This is a genomic window from Oceanobacillus sp. MO10714A, from assembly GCF_037072045.1.
GTDB lineage: Bacteria > Bacillota > Bacilli > Bacillales > Amphibacillaceae > Oceanobacillus > Oceanobacillus indicireducens.
The window spans coordinates 47965-67522 of sequence record NZ_JAXHDC010000002.1 but is presented as its reverse complement, the minus strand read 5'-3'; the positions used below and the strand labels follow the sequence as shown (position 1 = coordinate 67522).

Annotated in this window: 21 protein-coding genes; 3 read left to right on the top strand and 18 right to left on the bottom strand. The window is 40.4% G+C overall.

All coding sequences use genetic code 11. The features are described from left to right. Positions 1-26 precede the first annotated feature (26 nt). The 7 genes from SPD53_RS02785 to SPD53_RS02755 all read right to left on the bottom strand — a co-directional run bounded on the left by SPD53_RS02785 (position 27) and on the right by SPD53_RS02755 (position 8524). Positions 27-1949, bottom strand: coding sequence for a stage V sporulation protein D (locus SPD53_RS02785; RefSeq protein ID WP_156855538.1), 1923 nt, complete (start codon positions 1947-1949; stop codon positions 27-29). An 80-nt stretch (positions 1950-2029) separates the two neighbouring features. Further along, entirely contained in the window at positions 2030-4315 is a 2286-nt protein-coding gene (locus SPD53_RS02780) for a penicillin-binding protein (RefSeq protein ID WP_336251611.1), read from the bottom strand. Between the two features lie 11 nt (positions 4316-4326). Then, positions 4327-4704: a cell division protein FtsL gene (gene ftsL / locus SPD53_RS02775; protein WP_156855540.1), complete on the bottom strand. Its 378-nt coding sequence runs from the start codon at positions 4702-4704 to the stop codon at positions 4327-4329. After that, positions 4704-5681: a 16S rRNA (cytosine(1402)-N(4))-methyltransferase RsmH gene (rsmH, locus tag SPD53_RS02770; RefSeq protein ID WP_336251680.1), complete on the bottom strand. Its 978-nt coding sequence runs from the start codon at positions 5679-5681 to the stop codon at positions 4704-4706. Before rsmH ends, ftsL begins: the two co-directional genes overlap by 1 nt. Before the next feature lie 134 nt (positions 5682-5815). Next, the gene (gene mraZ, locus SPD53_RS02765) at positions 5816-6247 is read right to left on the bottom strand and encodes a division/cell wall cluster transcriptional repressor MraZ (RefSeq protein ID WP_156855542.1); all 432 of its coding nucleotides are present in this window, start codon (positions 6245-6247) and stop codon (positions 5816-5818) included. Positions 6248-6453: 206 nt separating this feature from the next. After that, positions 6454-8070, bottom strand: a complete 1617-nt coding sequence (bshC, locus tag SPD53_RS02760) for a bacillithiol biosynthesis cysteine-adding enzyme BshC (protein WP_336251610.1) — start codon at positions 8068-8070, stop codon at positions 6454-6456. 73 nt (positions 8071-8143) lie between these two features. Continuing rightward, the gene (locus SPD53_RS02755; RefSeq protein ID WP_156855544.1) at positions 8144-8524 is read right to left on the bottom strand and encodes a DUF3397 domain-containing protein; all 381 of its coding nucleotides are present in this window, start codon (positions 8522-8524) and stop codon (positions 8144-8146) included. Between the two features lie 688 nt (positions 8525-9212). Here SPD53_RS02755 and SPD53_RS02750 point away from each other — a divergent pair. After that, on the top strand, positions 9213-9710 hold the full coding sequence (locus SPD53_RS02750; protein ID WP_156855545.1) for an N-acetyltransferase: 498 nt from the start codon (positions 9213-9215) through the stop codon (positions 9708-9710). 44 nt (positions 9711-9754) lie between these two features. Here SPD53_RS02750 and SPD53_RS02745 read toward each other — a convergent pair whose 3' ends face one another. The 4 genes from SPD53_RS02745 to SPD53_RS02730 all read right to left on the bottom strand — a co-directional run bounded on the left by SPD53_RS02745 (position 9755) and on the right by SPD53_RS02730 (position 11929). Next, on the bottom strand, positions 9755-10243 hold the full coding sequence (locus SPD53_RS02745; protein WP_336251609.1) for an RsfA family transcriptional regulator: 489 nt from the start codon (positions 10241-10243) through the stop codon (positions 9755-9757). A gap of 67 nt (positions 10244-10310) precedes the next feature. Then, the gene (locus SPD53_RS02740) at positions 10311-11069 is read right to left on the bottom strand and encodes an enoyl-CoA hydratase/isomerase family protein (protein ID WP_336251608.1); all 759 of its coding nucleotides are present in this window, start codon (positions 11067-11069) and stop codon (positions 10311-10313) included. A gap of 109 nt (positions 11070-11178) precedes the next feature. Then, positions 11179-11352, bottom strand: a complete 174-nt coding sequence (rpmF, locus tag SPD53_RS02735; RefSeq protein ID WP_336251607.1) for a 50S ribosomal protein L32 — start codon at positions 11350-11352, stop codon at positions 11179-11181. A gap of 37 nt (positions 11353-11389) precedes the next feature. Then, on the bottom strand, positions 11390-11929 hold the full coding sequence (locus SPD53_RS02730) for a YceD family protein (RefSeq protein ID WP_336251606.1): 540 nt from the start codon (positions 11927-11929) through the stop codon (positions 11390-11392). A gap of 164 nt (positions 11930-12093) precedes the next feature. Here SPD53_RS02730 and SPD53_RS02725 point away from each other — a divergent pair, with 164 nt between their 5' ends. Beyond that, a complete protein-coding gene (locus SPD53_RS02725; RefSeq protein ID WP_336251605.1) occupies positions 12094-13314 on the top strand; it encodes a nucleotidyltransferase in 1221 nt (406 codons plus the stop codon). Between the two features lie 200 nt (positions 13315-13514). Here the strand turns inward: SPD53_RS02725 and SPD53_RS02720 are convergent, their stop codons facing one another. Beyond that, complete coding sequence (locus SPD53_RS02720; protein ID WP_336251604.1) at positions 13515-14537, bottom strand: SepM family pheromone-processing serine protease; 1023 nt, start codon at positions 14535-14537, stop codon at positions 13515-13517. A gap of 188 nt (positions 14538-14725) precedes the next feature. On the opposite strand from SPD53_RS02720, the gene ylbJ reads away from it, so the two are divergent. Beyond that, positions 14726-15943, top strand: coding sequence for a sporulation integral membrane protein YlbJ (gene ylbJ, locus SPD53_RS02715; protein ID WP_336251603.1), 1218 nt, complete (start codon positions 14726-14728; stop codon positions 15941-15943). 38 nt (positions 15944-15981) lie between these two features. Here ylbJ and coaD read toward each other — a convergent pair whose 3' ends face one another. The 6 genes from coaD to ylbD form a co-directional block, all read right to left on the bottom strand. Next, positions 15982-16467: a pantetheine-phosphate adenylyltransferase gene (coaD, locus tag SPD53_RS02710; RefSeq protein ID WP_336251602.1), complete on the bottom strand. Its 486-nt coding sequence runs from the start codon at positions 16465-16467 to the stop codon at positions 15982-15984. Between the two features lie 14 nt (positions 16468-16481). Further along, on the bottom strand, positions 16482-17036 hold the full coding sequence (gene rsmD, locus SPD53_RS02705) for a 16S rRNA (guanine(966)-N(2))-methyltransferase RsmD (protein ID WP_232334464.1): 555 nt from the start codon (positions 17034-17036) through the stop codon (positions 16482-16484). A 616-nt stretch (positions 17037-17652) separates the two neighbouring features. Then, positions 17653-17928 carry a YlbG family protein gene (locus tag SPD53_RS02700; RefSeq protein ID WP_336251679.1) on the bottom strand — a complete coding sequence of 92 codons (276 nt, stop codon included), beginning with the start codon at positions 17926-17928 and terminating at the stop codon, positions 17653-17655. 209 nt (positions 17929-18137) lie between these two features. Next, on the bottom strand, positions 18138-18578 hold the full coding sequence (locus SPD53_RS02695; RefSeq protein ID WP_156857609.1) for a YlbF family regulator: 441 nt from the start codon (positions 18576-18578) through the stop codon (positions 18138-18140). A 57-nt stretch (positions 18579-18635) separates the two neighbouring features. Continuing rightward, entirely contained in the window at positions 18636-18872 is a 237-nt protein-coding gene (locus tag SPD53_RS02690; RefSeq protein WP_156857608.1) for a YlbE-like family protein, read from the bottom strand. 11 nt (positions 18873-18883) lie between these two features. After that, complete coding sequence (ylbD, locus tag SPD53_RS02685) at positions 18884-19294, bottom strand: spore coat protein YlbD (RefSeq protein ID WP_336251601.1); 411 nt, start codon at positions 19292-19294, stop codon at positions 18884-18886. Positions 19295-19558: the final 264 nt, after the last annotated feature.

The following is a 19558-nucleotide window of genomic DNA, read 5'->3' as shown; positions in this document are numbered from 1 at the left end:
ATGACAATCAATCATCTATCAATCTATTATTCACTTAAGAATATCCGGATTTTTGCTCCTTGTTCTACTTTTTCACCTGGGCGCGGAGCTTGATCAATAATCTTTCCGCCACTTCCGCTTACATCCACGGATAAATTCAGCATGTACTCCGAAAGTTCTTCTGGCTTCAGCCCAATTAAATCGGGTACTTCTACAAGCGGCTCTTCCGGCCATTGATATTCTTTCTCTAATCCATCTGAACGCTTTTCCACTCCCATGACCGGTAAACTATCCCCGATAATTTTTCCGACAATCGGCGCTGCAACAACTCCTCCAAATTGAACTGTATTCTTCGGGTTATCGACAGCTACATAGACGACGATTTCCGGGTCATCCGCCGGTGCGAAACCGATAAAAGAAACAATATAGTTATTTTGCATATAGCGACCATCCGGACCTACTTTTTGTGCGGTTCCTGTCTTTCCTCCCACTCGGTACCCTTCAACATATGCAGGTCGGCCCGTCCCCTGTGCAACTACAGATTCAAGGGCATAACGTAATTCTTCTGACGTTTCCTCGGCAATCACCTGGTGCTTAATTGTCGGTTCAATCCGTTCGACAACTTCTTCCGTAACGGGATCAAGCCACTCAGAAGCTATATAAGGCTCATATAAAAATCCGCCATTTACAGCAGCTGCTACAGCCATGACCTGTTGAATAGGTGTAACAGATACACCTTGCCCGAAAGCTGTCGTAGCAAGTTCGATTGGTCCTACATTCTCGGGATTAAAAAGGATTCCATTTCCTTCCCCTTCCAAATCGATCCCTGTTTTCTTACCAAAACCAAACGCATCAATATAAGAAAACAGTCTCTCCGTTCCGAGCAGTTGCCCCAAGTTTACAAATCCGGGGTTACAGGAATTCTGTACAACTTCAAGATAACTTTGGTGACCGTGCCCTCCCCTTTTCCAGCAGCGAATATGGGTTCCTGAGACATTAATATCTCCATCATCATGGAAATGACCGTCATGAAGATCAATTACCTTTTCTTCCAAGGCGGCAGCAAGCGTAATTATTTTAAAAGTAGATCCTGGTTCATACGTGCTCCAAATCGGCAGATTCCGGTCAAATACTTCCGCATCTGCTTCCTGATAATATTCCGGGTGAAAATTTGGTCTCGTCGTCATTCCGAGGATGCCACCAGTTTTCGGATTGACTGCAATAGCCATTGCACCGTCAGGGTTATATTTTAAAGCTGCTAAGTCCATTTCGCGTTCTAATATTGCTTGTACTTGAGAGTGAATTGTCGTTTTTAAATGCAATCCATCCCTCGGCGGGGTATATACGTCAGCAAGTGTATCTAACCGGTTGCCACGCGCGTCCGAAAAGAAAGATAAGCTACCTACCGACCCTTTTAACTTTTCATCATAGTATTGCTCTAGGCCCATTAATCCCTGATTATCGATACCTGTAAATCCAAGCACATGGGAAAGGGATGTTTCATAAGGATAATGGCGCTTCGAATCTTTGGCCAAATAGACCCCGGGAAGGTTTAATGTACGAATAGCCCGCTCCTCTTCATCTGAAATCTTAATTCCTTCTGGCCGGATCGTCACACTTGATGCTGGTTTTGTGATCGTTTCATATACTTTATCCACCGGGGCTTCTAACACTGCTGCTAACTCTTTCGCAGTCGTTTCGGCATCCGTTACCTGCCTCGGTACGATTGTCACGCTCGGAGCAGTGACATTTTCAGCAAGCGGTGTACCGGTCATATCCAGTATTTTCCCACGCTCTGGAGCAAATTGGATATCTCTTGTCCAAAGTTCATTCGCTTCTTCAAACAATTTGTCCCCCATTACAAATTGGACATAGGCCAATCTGAAGATGATGATAAGTAAAATAAATAAGGAAAAAAGAAAAACAGTGACAATTCGTTTTTTGACTGTAATCGTGGATACGCGTTTCATACCTGCACTCCTCTTCATAGATAGGCTTGTATCCACTATATGAGCTTCAAAAAACGAATAGAACACTGTTTTCCTTGTCTTTATTCGTTTGTTTCCTCTTGTTCTACATCTATTTCTTCCGCTTGTTCATCATCTGCTGATGTTTCTTCTTGTTGCTCTTCGTCTTCTTGAACTTCTTCCCTTTCTTCCCCAGGAGGGAGCAGTTCTATACCAAGATAAGAACCTTCTTTTAACGAAGTGCCCGGCTCAACGCTTTGCATTACAACATAGCCATTTCCGAAACTTTCAAGCTGTAAATCCAGCATATCTGCCAGCTCGACAACTTGGCGTTGAGACCATCCCATTATGTCTGGCATTGCTGGTTCATCCGTGACAAGAATAATATGTTTTGTCGGTAGGATTTTTTCTCCCGCTGTCACATTAGCTTCCGTCACTTGTTTTCCACTACCAACTGTAGTTACGTTAAATCCTTTTTCTTCAAGTTGAGCAGCGATTTTCTCTGGATTTTTTCCTGTAAGTTCAGGGATTTCAACTCGTTCAATTTCCTCGATATCTTCACCATCTGGATCGATATTTAAATAATGTAAACTGTTTTCCATTACGCTTTTCACTATAAAAGAAACAGGTTGAGATCCATGTTCACCAGCTTCAAGCTTTGGCTGCTGCACAGAGACGAACATGACCAATTCCGGATCTTCAATCGGGGCCATTCCTAAAAATGAAAAGATCATATTTTCTCTGCCTTTTAAATACCCGCCTCCATCCGCGCTAGGGATTTGAGCTGTACCAGTCTTCCCGCCGATCGAGTAATCTTCAAGGCGGAATTGTCTTCCCGTACCATTTTTCCCTTCAACAACCCGCTGTAATAAACCGCGTACTTGTTCTGCGGTTTCCGGGGATATTGGTTCGGAAACAACTTCCGGTTCATTTTGATCAATTACCTCAGAAGTTGATGAGTCAACAATTTTATTGATGACATATGGTTTCACCATTTTTCCATCATTTGCAATTGCAGTTGCTGCTTTCATCATCTGAATTGGCGTAACCGTGCTTCCTTGACCAAAAGAGGTAGTAAGTTTTTCACGAGGCCAATTATATAAAATCTCACCGGTAATCTCCCCTGGCAAATCGATTTCTGTCGTTTTATCCATATCAAATGCATGGAGATAATCTAAAAACTTCTCTGTTCCTAACTTTTCCCAAACGAGCTTCGAAGCTGCCACGTTTGAAGAACGTTCAAATCCTTCATCAAAGGTTATTGTTCCCCAACCTTTCCCTTCGTTTACATCTCGGATCGGGATGATTTTCTCATTTACATTATATGTTCCAGATAAGTATGTCTCATCGCCGTTATATACGCCTTCCTCAATCGCAGCGGCCCAAGTAAACATCTTCACAGTAGAGCCCGGCTCAATTGGCGTGGAGATAACGTCATTATACCAATTCTGTACGTCTGCGGGATTGTTCGGATTATAGCTTGGTCGACTACTCATCGCTAGGACTTCCCCGGTCTTCGCATGCATCACTACAGCCGTCATCCGTTCCGGGCTATAGGAAGTCTCTACCGTAGACAATGCTTCGTCCAACAATGTTTGGATTTTTTGATCTAGGGTTAAGTAGACATCATTTCCATCTTCTGGTTCTTTAATGACTTCATTCGGATTCAACAGTTTTGAATTATACAAGTCCCGCTGGTAAGAAATATAGCCATCTTGCCCTCGAAGCAGTTCATCCATCTGCTTTTCCATACCAGTTACACCCGAAATTTCAGACTTGATTTCTCCATTCTCGTCTTCAAATTCTGTTTCCCTTGCAAACCCGATGATGTGCGATGCGAACATGCCATTTGGATAAAAGCGCATCGCCTCTTCATCAAAGTAAATTCCTGGTAATTTAAGTTCTTCGATTTCTTCTTTCTGCTTCTGACTAAGTTGCCGGCCAGCATTACCGAATTCCACTTGGAATCGCGGCGGATCCGCATCCAGACCCGCTTGTAAAGAATTACGGATGTCACTTGCTTCCACATCCAATATTGGAGCAAGGGCTTCGGCAGTCTTGTCAATATCCACAACGTGCCGCGGTTTCTTAGGATCTTCCGAGTATGCGTCATCGAGAATGGCAAATACACGGTATGTCGGCCGGTCATAGGCGAGGATCATACCGTTCTTATCTAGGATTTTGCCACGTTCTGCCGGGAGCGTGTAGGAAGAGGTACGTTTTTGTTTCGCCCATTCTTCCAATGAAATATTATTTACTTCTCCAGTTGCCTGGATGTAAATAAATCTGCCGGTTAGCACGATAAAAATCGCTACAAAAAAGATGATTAGTATACCCGCCATCATATGTGTCGTCTTGTTTTTCCTCATACGATAACCTCTTAATCCTGTTCTACTGCTTGCGCTTGTTTTACCTCAGCATTTTGAATAGTTAATCCATGTGATTCGGCAATGGAGATAATACGTTCCGGACGGGATAATTCTTTCACTTCGAAAGCGAGGCCTTCATTTGTGATTTGTTGTTGTTGGACGGTGCGTTCAAGTTGTTGTAACTCCCGGTTTAAGGCATCTGTCTCGGAAGATAAAGAAACCATGAATATACCAGCAATAATTAAACCAGCAGCAATCATTGAATAAATGACTTTTTCACCTTTGGTAATCCAACCCTGTTTCTTAACCTTTACAGATACCTTTTTTGGTTCGTGATTTGGACTAGGAGATGGATTCGCGTTCCAGCTCCTCGCTTGATTTGCGCTCATTATTTTCTCCACCCTTCCTCGTATATAAATGCTTTATCCCATTTTTTTCTTTTTTCTACAATTCTTAATTTAGCAGAGCGTGACCTGCGATTTTCCTCGAGTTCACTCTCCTTTGCTATAATTGGTTTTCTCGTAATTAACCGAAACGGCGCTTCATGCTCTTTCGGTATGATTGGTAAATTTCGTGGTGTTTCTTTCGCTGTACTCCATTTTTTAAAGGCCTGCTTACATAAACGGTCTTCTAAAGAATGGAAAGTGATTACGACAACTCTTCCATCAATACTTACAAGTTCTGCTGCTTGATGCAGTGCATCATTGAAAGCGGCCAATTCATCATTTACTGCAATCCGTAATGCTTGAAAAATCCGTTTTGCAGGGTGCCCCCCCTTTCTTCTTGCAGGAGCGGGAATTGCTTCTTTGATGATCTCTACAAGTTCGGAGGTTGTCTCTATCGTAGTTGTCCTGCGATAGTCTTCGATTTTTCTTGCGATTTGCTTCGAGAATTTCTCTTCACCATATTGGAAAAAGATGCCTACTAACTTTTCATAAGGCCAATCATTCACTATTTCCTTTGCTGTCAAATCACTTTCCTGATTCATACGCATATCGAGTTCGGCTTCCTGGTGATAACTAAATCCTCTTTCCCCACAGTCTAGCTGCGGAGAGGAAACTCCGAGATCAAATAAGATACCATCAATTCGATCCCTATCGAGCTTCTCTAGTTCCTCACTGATTTCACGAAAATTCGCATGGATAAATTGGATCCGGTCCTCATAAGGCGCTAATCTTTTTTTGGCTGCTTCTAGCGCATCAATGTCCTGATCAAAAGCAATTAGGAGTCCATCCTTATTCAATCTCGATGCTATTTCTTCTGAGTGGCCTCCGCCGCCAACTGTGCAGTCTACGTATGTACCATTTGGCACTATATTCAAGCCTTTTATTGTTTCCTGTTTCAATACACTATAATGTTCAAACAAGTGATCACCTGCTTCAATTACTTCCATCAGCGACTAGCGGACTTTTTGCACATCCGTGCTGTATAAAGACATGCCAATTGGCTCTGTACGGGGCACAGTCTGCACGCCGCTAAACAGTCGCTTCCGCTTTTGTTTTAAATATCAAAATCCAATAGATTTTCCGCGATCTCGGAGAAAGATTCCTCCGATTCTTCCACGTATTCTTCCCATTTCTCTCCTGCCCAAATCTCTACTCGATCAGAGACCCCGATGACAACACATTCCTTTTCCAGTGCGGCATATGTCCTTAGTGTGGAAGGAATATTTATTCTTCCCTGTTTATCCACTTCACATTCAACGGCACCTGAAAAGAAGAATCGGGTGAAGGCTCTGGCATCTTTCTTTGTTAGTGGGAGTTGTTTTAATTTATCTTCAATAATCTTCCATTCGTTCATCGGGTAAGCGAACAAACATTTATCAAGACCGCGGGTCACAACAAACGTATCCCCAAGTTCTTCACGAAACTTGGCGGGTACAATCATTCTGCCCTTCGTATCAACATTATGCTTGTATTCCCCCATGAACATATTCTTCTCCCCACTTTCGTAATATTATATTACCACAACCCTCCACTATCCTCCACTTCTTTTTCGATATTTTTTCATATTTTCGCTTGCCTGGAGAAAAGTAATAGAAACAAAAAAAGAGAAAAGCTGTCATATCAATGTTTAACAGCTTTTCTCTATTCTTTTTAAACGTGGTGGATAGTGGTGGTAAATGTTCCCAAAGTGGATTATAAATAAACAACGTAATGCGAGTTTTGGAAAGAACAGGTAGAACGAGCTATTTTTGAAATAAACTCTCTTCCGTATTCATTCAGAAACGGTAAAACATTCCACATCCGCTCTTGTAATCCTTCTCCCGGGCGAAGCAGTAATTGAATCTCATCAAATTGTTTGATATCTTTTGCATACTTCTCCTCTAAAGCTAGTTTCATTCGGTATTGCAAAAATTCGATTTCCCTTTGCAAGTAATGAAGGTTTTTCTCTGCAAGTGCTCCTACATCATCCCGGATTGCTTCTGCCGTCTCTCGGAGTGGCTTATGGGCTTCTTTAATTGTTTCTTTCAAGTTCTTAGCAAGCTCATCAATCGGTGGCTCTTGTTTCGCTAAGAGCCATTGCTCTCTTTTGACGGAACTTCCTTCGTTGATTGCCTCCTCGACAGTTAAACCTGTTGCAGCGAGAGCTTTATTAATTGTTTCAGGGAGATAAGTAAATGAAAGCCTTTGGATAACTGGAGGCATCTTCAAATCTAATGCATGAAACGCAGGCTTCAGGAGTGCCCAATAACTAATTTCTCCTGGTCCCCCTATGAATGCTAACGTAGGCAGGAGAAGTTCCTGCATAACTGGACGGGTGACGACATTATTACTTAGCTTCTCTGGATTTGTTTCCGCAAGCTTTAATAAATCCTCTGTCGTTAGCTCAATCTCATCTTGCTTGCCCTTCCAAGTCCCTTGCTCTGTCCGACTTAATAAAATACGTTCCCCATCTAAGTGATAGAATAAATGACCATCAGTTGGGTCTAGTTCGAGAGCAGCCGTGTATCCACAGTTTTCCAGTTCTTTTGCAATATCAAATACACCTCGGCTGATCTTTGGCTGATTCTCAATCAAGCGGATAAAATAATCCTGTTCGATATTACGAATCCTCTCATCAGCTGCATCCATCAAGATAATCCCTTCTTCTTGGAAGAGTTTATGAATGACAACGGCAAAAAAATCGGTGAAACTTACAGATTGGCGTAACGCATCCGTTACCAACTGATAAATATCTCTCGTATGTATAGTTTCCGGAAGCTTGGAGAAAAGTTCGTCCACCCATTTGGCTGCAACCTTTTGGTCCAATGCAATATCCGTTACGGGAAGTTTTTTATAATGGGATTGCTTGAGCGGAAACTTGTTCAGCCCCTTTCCATGCGGGAAGAATACATGATTGACTTCCTCAAAATCATGGTCTTCTCCTGCTATCCAGAAGACGGGTAAAACGGGTATATCTAATCTTTTTTCCTGCTCCTTTGCATATTGAAGGATCGAAATTATCTTATTAATCGTATAGAGCGGTCCTGTGAGGAGTCCCGCTTGCTGCCCACCTACGACGACAACACTTTCCGGGTTATGAAACTTTTTTATATTTTTTAATGTTGCTTCCCCTGCACCCCAGGCTGTATTGCGCTCCGCTAGAATCGCCGCCAATTCCTCACGTTTGAATGATCTATTACTTAACTCCTCCACCCTTTCATCCACCGATTCAAAAGGATGATAATCAAAAAATTTCATAACCGATCTATTGCTTTTATAATCAGCGATCAACTGACCTTGATTCCGTATGTTTACCGCGTCGATTCGCATCTGATTCTACTCCTTTATGAATAAGTCCAAGTTGTATTGTATCTAATCCGAACAGAAATTTCACTCTTTCTGTTTATGCTGTCAAATATTTAATAATCCCGACAATCATTAAGCACCCGTAAAGGAGAAAGAATAGAAGAAAAGATATTCTCCATAATAATTTGGCCGCTTTCTTAATTTGTACATCTTGCCCCATCCTCCACTGGATAAATACAATCAATGACAGGGATAAAAGCAGGAAGATTAAAACAATCCCAACAAAGCTCCGGTCAAATACAATCCCAAGCATAATCGTCACAGCGATAATATATAAAAGTGTCGTCCAATTCACTGCAGCATGAAACGCTTTTAACTTATTCCGCTCACGAATCATACGAATAATATAAACAAGAAAACTGGCAAGCAGCGGAATCGTAATAAAAAACGATAGAATATAAACAATAAAATCTAGCATTCCGTATTTTCTCCTTATGTGATTTACCAATTTTCCCTGTATAACCTAACTTTCACAAACCAAATAATAAATTACTTTCATTCAGCATAAGTGCAACTTTCTTCTGGAGGTTCGCAGTCCAGACACCTCTCGCACCTGCTGAGAGGAAAGATCCAATTTGTAACACGATTTGTTATTCGGGAAGTACAACTATCATTTTGATGGAATAACCTCCAATCAAAATAATCTTCCCAACCAGTTCAGTTGCCCGGTGGACGGTGGCTCCTGCGGGAATAGCACGAGTCCGGAGACCCCTTAGTGCTCAGCCCGAGGCAGACTAAGTACGCCACGTCCTGTGGCAACGTCTGCATTAGCACGTCCTGTGCGTCGAGGCTTCGGCTGTGCCCGCGGAAAGCATCCGTCCACCGGGCAACTGAACGGCGATTAGAAATCTAGCCAGGAGAACGTGCTAAACACTTACGCTGAATGGAAGTGATCTACTCAAGTAAGTTGAGTGTATAAAAATTGGCATTCAAGATTGCACTATTTTGATTCTACTATATTCGAAATAACAATGTTACACAACCTCAAGATTTAAAAAAACTATTAATTAATGTATAATTATAAAGAGAAAGAATACATCTAACATGCTTTGATCATTTAATGTTTCATGAATGAATATCCATGATAAACTAAGGGGGATGTAAGTATGAATAAAGTGAAGGTGGAAAACTTATTAATCAACTACAAAACACTTGAGAAATTTAAACGCTTCAAAGAATATGGCAACCAAGAACTCTCTATGCTCGAGGACTTACAGAACAACTTGATTGAAAACAATAGTGAATCACCTTTTTACGGGGTTTATATCGGGGAGAACTTAATAGCGAGAATGAGTTTATACAGAATAAAAGAAAAATATGATAACTATTTTGACCCACCACAGGATTATTTAGCACTCTGGAAGCTGGAAGTATTACCAGACTACCAAGGGCAAGGGTATGGAAAATTGATGGTGGACTATGCAAAGAGCTTTGATTTACCAATTAAAACAAGTCCACGGATCAATTCACAAGGCTTCTGGGAAAAGATGGGTTTCCAAAAAGCCCAATATGATCTCGAACGGGACCTTGGGGAGAATCCATTGATTTGGCTACCTCAAGGTGTCCAGGAAAAAGCCGCACACCCTAATCAAGACGATGAATGAAAAATTTCCACGTGAAGTTAGTGAACGAACTTCACGTGGTTTTTTTAAACACCGAGATTACGTTCACTGTTTCCATCCACCCAATTCCATAACTTTTCCATCTCGCTCCAAGCATTTTTATACCGTTCGATTTGTTGATTCAGTTGCTCATTCTCCTGTTTAAGCCTCTCAATCAATTGCACTTGTTCATTATTCTCGGCTTCAGAGCCTTTACTTTTCAATTGTTCTAGAAGTTGTATTGCAGACTCAATTGCATTCATTTCAAGAGCACCCTCATTCGCCTGGAGCGCACGCAATGCTTGGCTACTCACCTTTTTTCGCTCTTCTTTCGCTTTGCGGATCGCTGAATCATACTGCTTCCGAATTGTCGCATTCCAACGGAAACCACAAGCTGCCGGTGTTCTTGCAAGTTTAGCAGCCACTTCTTTAAACGCTTCCAACTGGGTATTACCATTTTTAATATATTGCAGGACGGTTTCTGCTAGTAAAACATCTTCTTCTTTCGTCCATGCATCCTGTCTAGTTTCTTTCATCGCAATCCTCCTTCATTACTTTGCTATCAATGTATGCAGAAGTGAGGGTTGATAGAATCATGTTTAGCTATTTCTTTTTAGAAAATTTTTCAATTGCCTGCTTATGAGCTTCAGATTCCCATAAACTAGCAGCGCTTTTCACCTCTTCCACCATCAGCCTAGAAAGTTCATCTGCTGCGATATTGATTGTGAATTGCTTTTTTAATAGACGCATCTGTTCTTCCGACTTTGCTATATAGTTTTCTAGATAAATGGCATCGTCCCAATCCTTGTCGTCGATTACATGGTGAATCCACCCTTTTTCTTCGAGTTCACAGGCGTCTAATATAGCTCCCCTTGCAATCCAATCCAGTGCAAAATCTGGTTGCACTTTTTTATAAAGTATCGTACCACCGCCCCAGCCGGGTAGGATACCAATGGTCGACTGGATAAATCCGAATTTTGTATTCGCTTTAGCAATCCGGATGTCGCAAGCTGTCGCAAGTTCACATCCTCCACCTAACGCATTCCCGTTCAACAGGGCAATTACCGGTACAGGGAAATGAAGGACCATCTGCAATACATCCATCATTGGCTTTAATCTGGCGAATGCTTCACTAGTTGACAGTTCTCCGTGTAAATCATTTAAATCCCCACCAGCGGAGAACATTCGATTCTCTACCCCTGTAAGAATTAAAAATTTCAAATTAGCCTCTCTTGCTTCAACTAGTTTTTCTTGTAACTGTTCTGCCATATGTAACGAAATTGCATTTTGCTTCTCCGGTCGGTTCAAACGGATTGTTCCATAACCTTCGTCATTTATTTCATAGTTGATTACTTCTCCCAAGAAAATTCGCCCCTTTTCATTCTTTCTTCTAGTCTCCAAGTTATTATACAAGAAAAAAATAAAAAACAGACCACGTGATTGTGATCTGCTCCTCGCTGTTGTCTAACAATTAGTTGCGAACAACTTCTCTTCCATCATAATGTCCACATGCTTTACATACATGGTGCGGCTTCGTCAATTCACCACAATTAGAACATTCTACCATGCCAGGTACATGTAGTTTTTTATGAGTACGACGTTGGTTTCTTACTTTTTTCGATGTTTTACGCTTAGGTACTGCCATGACCTACACCTCCTTCAAATGAAAAGAACGTTATTCACTATTCATTTTCCTTCTTATTATTTTCAAGTAAAGACGCCAATTTTTTTAAACGCGGATCAATAGTTTGTTCCTTTGGTTCTTCCTCTTGAACAAAACTCCAGCCGGCACCATCTTTAGGTGCTGCGCCTTCCGGATTGGATTCCTCTGAGAACACTCGAAATGGGATGTCCAATAGAATATTTTCCATGATATACGGCTTTAAGTCAAGCACTTCTCCTTCAACCGGATGAATTTCTTCTTCCAACTCATCTTCGGTGATAAATGGAGAAGTAGAGAATACTTCATCAACCGAAATGTCGTACGAATAAGGAACATCCACAAGTGTTCTTGCACATGGTAAAGTCATTTCACCTTTAATGGTTAAAGAAGCAATTATTTCTTCATTCTGGTCCATTGTCAATAAAGCTTTAACCTGTGCAGGTCCAATTCGGCGAATATCATTATTCATCGTTTCCAATTCCGAAACATCAACTGTTTCTTCCACTTCAAGGGGCGCATTAAAGCTCCCTCTCTGAATCTGTGAGACAGAAATTTTCATGTTCATCACCTCTAGGCAACAAGAGTTATTTTAAAAGAAAATTGATGTTTTGTCAATATCTTTTCTTTACAGCTAACTAATAAAATCTTTTTTCTGCTTTTAGCTGAAATTCTCTTCCTTTATTTGTTACAATAATAGCACATTAATGCTGGGAGTTGAAATAAATGAAAGCTTGTGGCGTCGTTGTCGAATATAATCCCTTTCACAATGGTCATGCATATCATGTCCAAAAAGCTAAAGAAGTATCACAGGCTGATTCCGTAATTGCAGTTATGAGCGGTAACTTCCTACAACGCGGGGAGCCTGCAATCATCGATAAATTTCACCGGACAAGAGCCGCCCTTTCCTCCGGTGTTGACATCGTATTAGAGTTACCATATGCTTACGCGGTGCAAAATAGTGATTATTTTGCAAGAGGGGCTGTACAATTGCTTCATGAGCTAGGAGCTTCAAGTATTTGTTTCGGGAGTGAAGCTGGTACTGCAGAACCGTTTATATCAGCTAACCTGGTACAGAAAGAACGGAAAAAAGAGTATGAAATCGAGTTAAAAGCACACTTACATCAAGGTCTGTCTTTTCCAGAAGCGAGCATGAAAGCGTATGAAGCAATTGGACTTGTAAATCAACAATTCGATCTATCCCAACCGAATAACATTCTCGGCATGGGTTATGTAAATACAATCCTTGAACAGGATTTGCCGATGGATATTCATACAATCAAACGATTAAACAATGAGTTTCATGATCCCGACATTGCAGGAGAAATTGCAAGTGCGACGAGTATTCGAAAAGAAATCATTGAGCATCAGAACGTAACATCACAGGCTCGCGTAGCACTTCCAGCGATCACTGCTGAAATGCTCCAACAATATAAACAAACAACTTCTCATTGGCATCACTGGGAACATTATTTTCAACTTGTGAATTACCGGGTGCAAACAATGACTCCCCAGGAACTCCGGCAAATCCACGGAGTAACAGAGGGAATCGAATATCGCTTGAAAAATACTGCTAACCAAGTGGAAAATATGGAAGATTGGTTCCGCAAAATCAAAACCAAACGGTATACATGGACGAGAATTCAGCGGATCTTTACTCATCTGTTAACGAATACGACTAAAGATGAACTAGCCCCATTTTTGGCCGAGGATTCTAAACTTCCATATGTGCGAGTTCTCGGCATCACCGAGCAAGGACAAAAATATTTAAACCATGTAAAAAAAGCAATCAAAATTCCTGTTCTATCTAGCTACCGTAAAAACATGCATCCCTTAATGCAACTAGAAGAAAAAGCGAGCCTTTCCTATTACAGTATCCTTGAGCCCTCCACCAGAAAAGTGCTATTTAACCAAGAATTAAAAGGGCCAATCCGAATCGTTAGATAGAGTGAAACTTCATTCAGTGGAGGTTTCCGTACCTCCCCCCACTGAATGTTAGAATGATTTACGGACTGTATATCCCCCACCTTCACATGTTGGGCTTCCTTCATGTTTAGCGGTGGGGGTATTACAGACCGTTAATGCGTGATTAAAAAAAGCTTGCAGCAGGGTAACGTTACGATTAATTACTCTGCCCGCAAGCTTTATTATTTTTCAGGTAGTGCTTCTAAATACTCTAATGCATCATTAAACGTATCAACTGGTACAATTTCCATCGCTGTGCCGATTTCTTCTGCTTTTTCTTTAGCAACGACATAATTGGAATCCTCTCTTCCTTCCTCATGTGGGGCGAAGAAAATATCAATTCCCTCCCTGTCAGCAGAGACAACCTTTTTGTCTATTCCACCGATTCGGTATACATTTCCTTCATAATCGATTTCTCCTGTACCGGCAATTTCATAACCTTTTGTAATATCTTCCTCGGTCAATTGATCGTAAATTTCTAAAGCGAACATTAACCCGGCACTTGGACCACCAATTTGACCACTGGAGAACTCGACTTCAGGATTCACCGTCACTTCCCGATCGGTTACCAAACTGATTCCCATTCCTACTCGAGTCTCATCATCTGGAAAGTAATCCAACGTTATTTCTTCCGTTAGTTGCTCATCTTCTCTCAATAATTCAACCGTAATTGTTTCACCAGCAGCCTTTTCCTCAACATAATTGATTAAATCAGTGGATTCAGTGATTTCGATCCCATCAATTCGAGTTATTAAATCTCCCATCTCAAGCTTTCCAAAAGACGGCATATCCTCGACAACGCTTACGACATACACACCTGCATAATCGATCTTAATATCACGACCAGCTGCCTCGTAAGCGACTACGAGAGAGGCTTCCTGGGAGCTTTCCATCACTTGAAGTTGTGCATGCATATAATCATCTGTGCTTATCCCTTCTGGAATTACTTCATGGAGAGGTTTAATCTCGTTATGTGGAAGTATTTTTGCAAGGATATAATGGAGTGGTGTAGCCTGTAGTCCGCTAACCGTCACTAAGTACATTTCTCCTTCACTTTCGTATGCATCAGCCACTTCCACAATTGGATTTAATGGCTCGGTATTCCCAGGTTTTTGAATATAATATGGTAATTGATATGTAGCAAAAAAGTATAAAGCGATGAAAAAAATTAAATAAAACAGTATTTTTTTCTTTGAGAATTTCATCTTCCAGTCAACACCTTCCTTTCGAATAACTATATTCTGTAAATAGTAGTCATATTCAAAGCCCTAAGCTGCGTATATTGATAGAGAATATATAGCTTGTACTTAATTCGCGCAATTATTCTCGTGTTTATTTTACACCTTCTAAAATTGGTTGTACAGAACATGCTCGTGTATTAGGGGGCTTTAACTTGAATCCATTTGTGAAAACTATTTTATTAGCAGCAATTACGATTTGTTTAACGATATTACTTATATATTTTCCCGACGAAGCATTAGCCGCTAGCTTACGTGGGTTGAACATGTGGGCAGAAGTAGTTTTCCCTTCTCTTCTGCCATTTTTTATTACTGCAGAATTATTACTTGCTTTCGGTGTTGTTAAATTTCTCGGCGTCTTATTTGAGCCGATCATGCGACCGCTATTTAATGTGCCAGGTGCCGGTAGTTTCGGATGGATGATGGGAATGGCAAGTGGGTACCCAACAGGCGCGAAAATAGCGGCAAGACTTAGAGAAGAGAAACAATTAACCCAAATTGAAGCAGAAAGGCTCGTATCCTTCACAAATAATTCGAGCCCATTATTTATTTTTGGAGCTATTTCAGTCGGTTTATTCCATAATGCTGCGCTTGGCGCGTTACTTGCGGCAGCTCACTATGGAAGCAACATGGTTGTCGGGATACTCATGCGGTTTTATAAAATACGCGAAGAGAAGCCGATAATTAATAAGGCAAAGAAAAAAAATAATAGCCCGATTCTTATTCAAGCAGTAAAACAAATGCACCGGACACGCAGTAGAGACCCTAGGCCGCTTGGAGAAATACTTGGAGATGCAGTTTTACAATCAATTAAAACTCTCGTCATGGTCGGTGGATTTATTATTTTATTTTCCGTTATCGTTCAACTGCTTCACCTTGTAAATTTCACTATATTATTCAGTAAACTATTTGAAGGTATATTCTTCTTGCTTGGCATTCCCGGTACACTTGCAGTTCCGTTTTTTTCAGGACTTTTTGAAATTACGCTTGGCGCAACATTGATATCCGAAATCACAACTGACTCCTTACTCCCGAAAGTAATTCTCGTGAGCTTCATACTCGGTTTTAATGGCTTTTCCGTTCAAGCGCAAGTCGCCAGTATCCTTGCTAAAACAGACATACGCTTTTCACCTTATGTATTTGCCCGCGTTTTACACGGAATCATTGCAAGTATCTTGACCATTATATTCTACAAGCCACTTTATTTGGATTACCAAACAATGTATAGCGAAATTACAGTAGCAACTCAACCTACAGATACCTTCTTTTCCTATACACTTCAGCAGCTTACAAATATTGGACCATTTATTACAATTCTTTTCCTATGGGTAGGTTTCCTCTTGTTTATCAAGAATAGTAAAAATGAGAGCTAACATTCTGTTCACTTTACCCGAATGTTAGCCCTCAAGCATTATGTAAAATTAAATTTCTTTTTTAATTCCAATTCAACAATCTCCGGTACAAGCCCGGTAATATTACCATTATACTGGGCAACTTCTTTAATCATGCTCGAGCTCAAAAAGGAAAATTGATTATTAGTCATTATAAAAAACGTTTCAATATCTTTATTTAATTTCCGGTTCATCGAAGTAATCTGCATTTCATACTCAAAATCACTAATTGCCCGTAAACCACGAATGACCGCATTTGCGTTTTTTTCGGTAGCATAGTCCATAAGTAGAAAGTCGGAAGAATCTACTTTTACGTTCGGCAAATGTTTTGTCGATTCTTTAATTAAATTCACACGTTCCTCCACATTGAACAACGGTGATTTTGCTTGGTTATTAAAAACCGTTACAAGAATTTCATCAAAAATTTTTGCCCCTCGCTCAACAATATCTAAATGTCCATTTGTAAATGGATCAAAACTGCCAGGAACAATAGCTAGCTTAGTCATGATCTAACCCCTTCCTATTTAAAACGGTAGATAGTTACTGCAATTGTACTGCTGTAAACTTCTTGTTTTTGTATCGTCAAATTTGCTGTTTCTTCCGGCAGTTTATCACGTGGATCGTGTTCACAGTATAGTAAACCATTTTTCCTGATAAGCTCATATTCGATAATCTCTTGAATAAGAGAGATTAGATTTACCTTTCCGTACGGCGGGTCAAGCAGGATTAAGTCAAAGACAATTCCGCGCTTTGCTGCTGCCTTCAAGGCGCGCTTTGCATCAGCCCGATATACTTCTGCTTGGTTAGCCATTTTCACCGTTTTTAAGTTTTCTTTGATTGTATGTATTGCTTTTCCTTGCTTATCAACAAAGATCGCTTGGTCCATTCCACGGCTGAGCGCTTCGATTCCGAGGGAGCCACTGCCGGCAAATAAATCCAATACACGTCCCCCGTCAAAAAACGGGCCGATGGATTGGAAGATCGCTTCTTTGATTTTATCTGTTGTTGGTCTAGTTTCATTACCGGGGACAGCTTTTAATGCCTGTCCTTTTCGTTTTCCGGCTATTACTCTCATGGCGGTCACTCCAATTCGACGATTCGACATTATCCTACCACAAAACCAAAAATAATTAAACTTATGTTTACTTACGATTAACAATTAGTGAATTTGTATCTTGCAAGTATAACATAACTTTAGCCGGGGTTCGAAAGTCTTTAACGTATGTACCTAGACATCATTAATTAAATAACCTCTATTCCGAGGGGGTGGATAGATAGGTTATTTTTTTCATATTGTATAATTTTTATTTGTTTGTACATACTAGCATAATGATTCAACTAAACGTTAGTTGGTTGATTCAAACAGAGTATACTTATTCTTCCCCGTAGGTTTTACTCTGGTTTCTCCTCTCCCTTTGTCTTTTTGTTTTCATCATGAAAACAAAAAGAACCTGCAGATGTTTGTTCTGCAGGTTTTTTTTCGTGTTGTAGTACTATAAAATAAAAATGCTGTGATAACTTAGTTATTCAGGGTTAGCCACGTCCGGCTCCAGCGCCCAACAACTATCAAACTTCACACTCCTCCAATCGATAAGTCAACATCAACTCACTATCGTTCGTTGTGTTTCCTTTATCTCATTCCAGAGTGCTCTAGTTTGTACGTTGCTAAACGGGCGCTTCCGCCTTTGTTCTTAAATACCCATTTTATAATCAAATTTTTTCGCTTCGTCAGGCTTCGTATTCTCGTAGTCTGTGCGGACAAAAGGTTTGTACGACCGGTCTACTTTGGATACGAAGGAATGCCGGAGAAGCTTTTTCTCAATCGTTTCAATATCCTCTTGATTAACATAGACTACGGCATATTTATGTATTTTAGAGGCATGGATGAGATTACCATATCGTTTAATATGCTTCAGGTTTTTCATATGTTGGAACCATACAATCAACCCTTGTCGCTTTGGGATCAAGATTTTCACCTACTCCATATTTATAAAGTGAAACTTCATTCAGTGGGGAATTCCTTACCTCCCCACTGAATGTTAGTTGAACAGAATCAGGTATTTACGAACTGTTTATCCCCCACCTTAACATGTTGGGCTTCCCTCATGTTTAGAGGTGAGAAGATTACAGAACGTTGATACGTGATAAAAGGAAATAATGAAAAGTAAATTTATCATTAAGACGCGCAGCCACAACTGCCGCCACTTCCACAAGAACTACAGCCACTATCGGTTAGAAGTGCTCCATCTTTCGGTACTTTTATTTGATTGCTGACGCTAAAGGCGATCACTTCGCTAATTTCATCTAATAAACTTTGCACATTCCGTTCAGCCACTTTAAAAGCGGCAACACTTTCATGCATATCCATCGCCCGTTTTGTTGAGCGGACTTTCTTCATTATTTCTTGATAATCAGGATGATAACGTCCGAATCGTTGTATATCATCATAATGTTCTTTTATATCGTTAAAAGCTTTTACTAGCTTTTGCGCTTCTTTATCTTGTTCTAATGATGCTTTTTTCTCAAGATAGTCTCGCATTACATCCGAATCGAAAACTACTTTTCCAAGCTCTTCCGCATCATCTAAAATTGTTACATACTCCATTGTCGCAATCATTTTAACACCTCCACCCTGATTTTAACATTTAATTGGATTTATGAAAATAAAACGGCACTAATCTTTTAAAATGTTAGCAACATTGATCAACATGGAAGCCATTTGAACTTGATCACTCACACGATTTAACCTGCCGGAGAAAGTTTGACCATAGAACACTTTAGCTTCCTTCTCAAGTTCTGGAAGTAACTTTGCTCCCTCCCTAAGTAAATATCGATACCAGATTGGTTGTCGTCTGATAAACTCAAGCAATTTCGGCTGCTCACGTAAATAGAGGTAAACTGCCTGTTCCATGTTCTTCCCCCCTAGTCTCTAAACCAATCAAAAGGCTGTCTAGTTCTATTCTCTTGTGCCGGTGGTTTTTTGTATATATCGACAATTTCTTGTACCGTTGCAATTGTATCACTTAGTTGCTGTACCTGTTCTTGAAGCTTATTTACATCTACCGTTTCTGTATATTTTAAAATTTGCTTTACAAAGTCAGGTTTTAAGTCAAGTTTAGAAAATGTCTGTTTCTTCTCTTCACCGCTTTTACTTTTTTCATCTGTTTCTTCTTTATATTGTTCCCAGTGGATGTCATCTTCACCGAGCAGAACCCATTGCTCATAGATTTCTTGCCAGCTTTTCCCATCTTTACGTATTTTACGGACTAATTTTGGGTGGCTGTTTATAAATGATTTGAACCGTTTAAGCTCCACATTAGATTCTTCTGCCATCATCACTCACCTCATTTGCAATTAGATATTCGCATATTATTAAAATATGCAAATAGGCATGAACTGTTCAAAAGCTTATAATCAACTCAACTATTGCAATCTGAGCTAGTTAAGAACGCCTGCACCATGTAATAACTGCCGTATACTTTCAGTCAGCTTAGGTGTGCACCTATCATCAGGAAGTCCGCAGGCGGCCGGGTTACTCCTCGTAAGCTTTATGGTGAGATAATGGTGGAATATTTTCCATTAATATTAATCCACTCC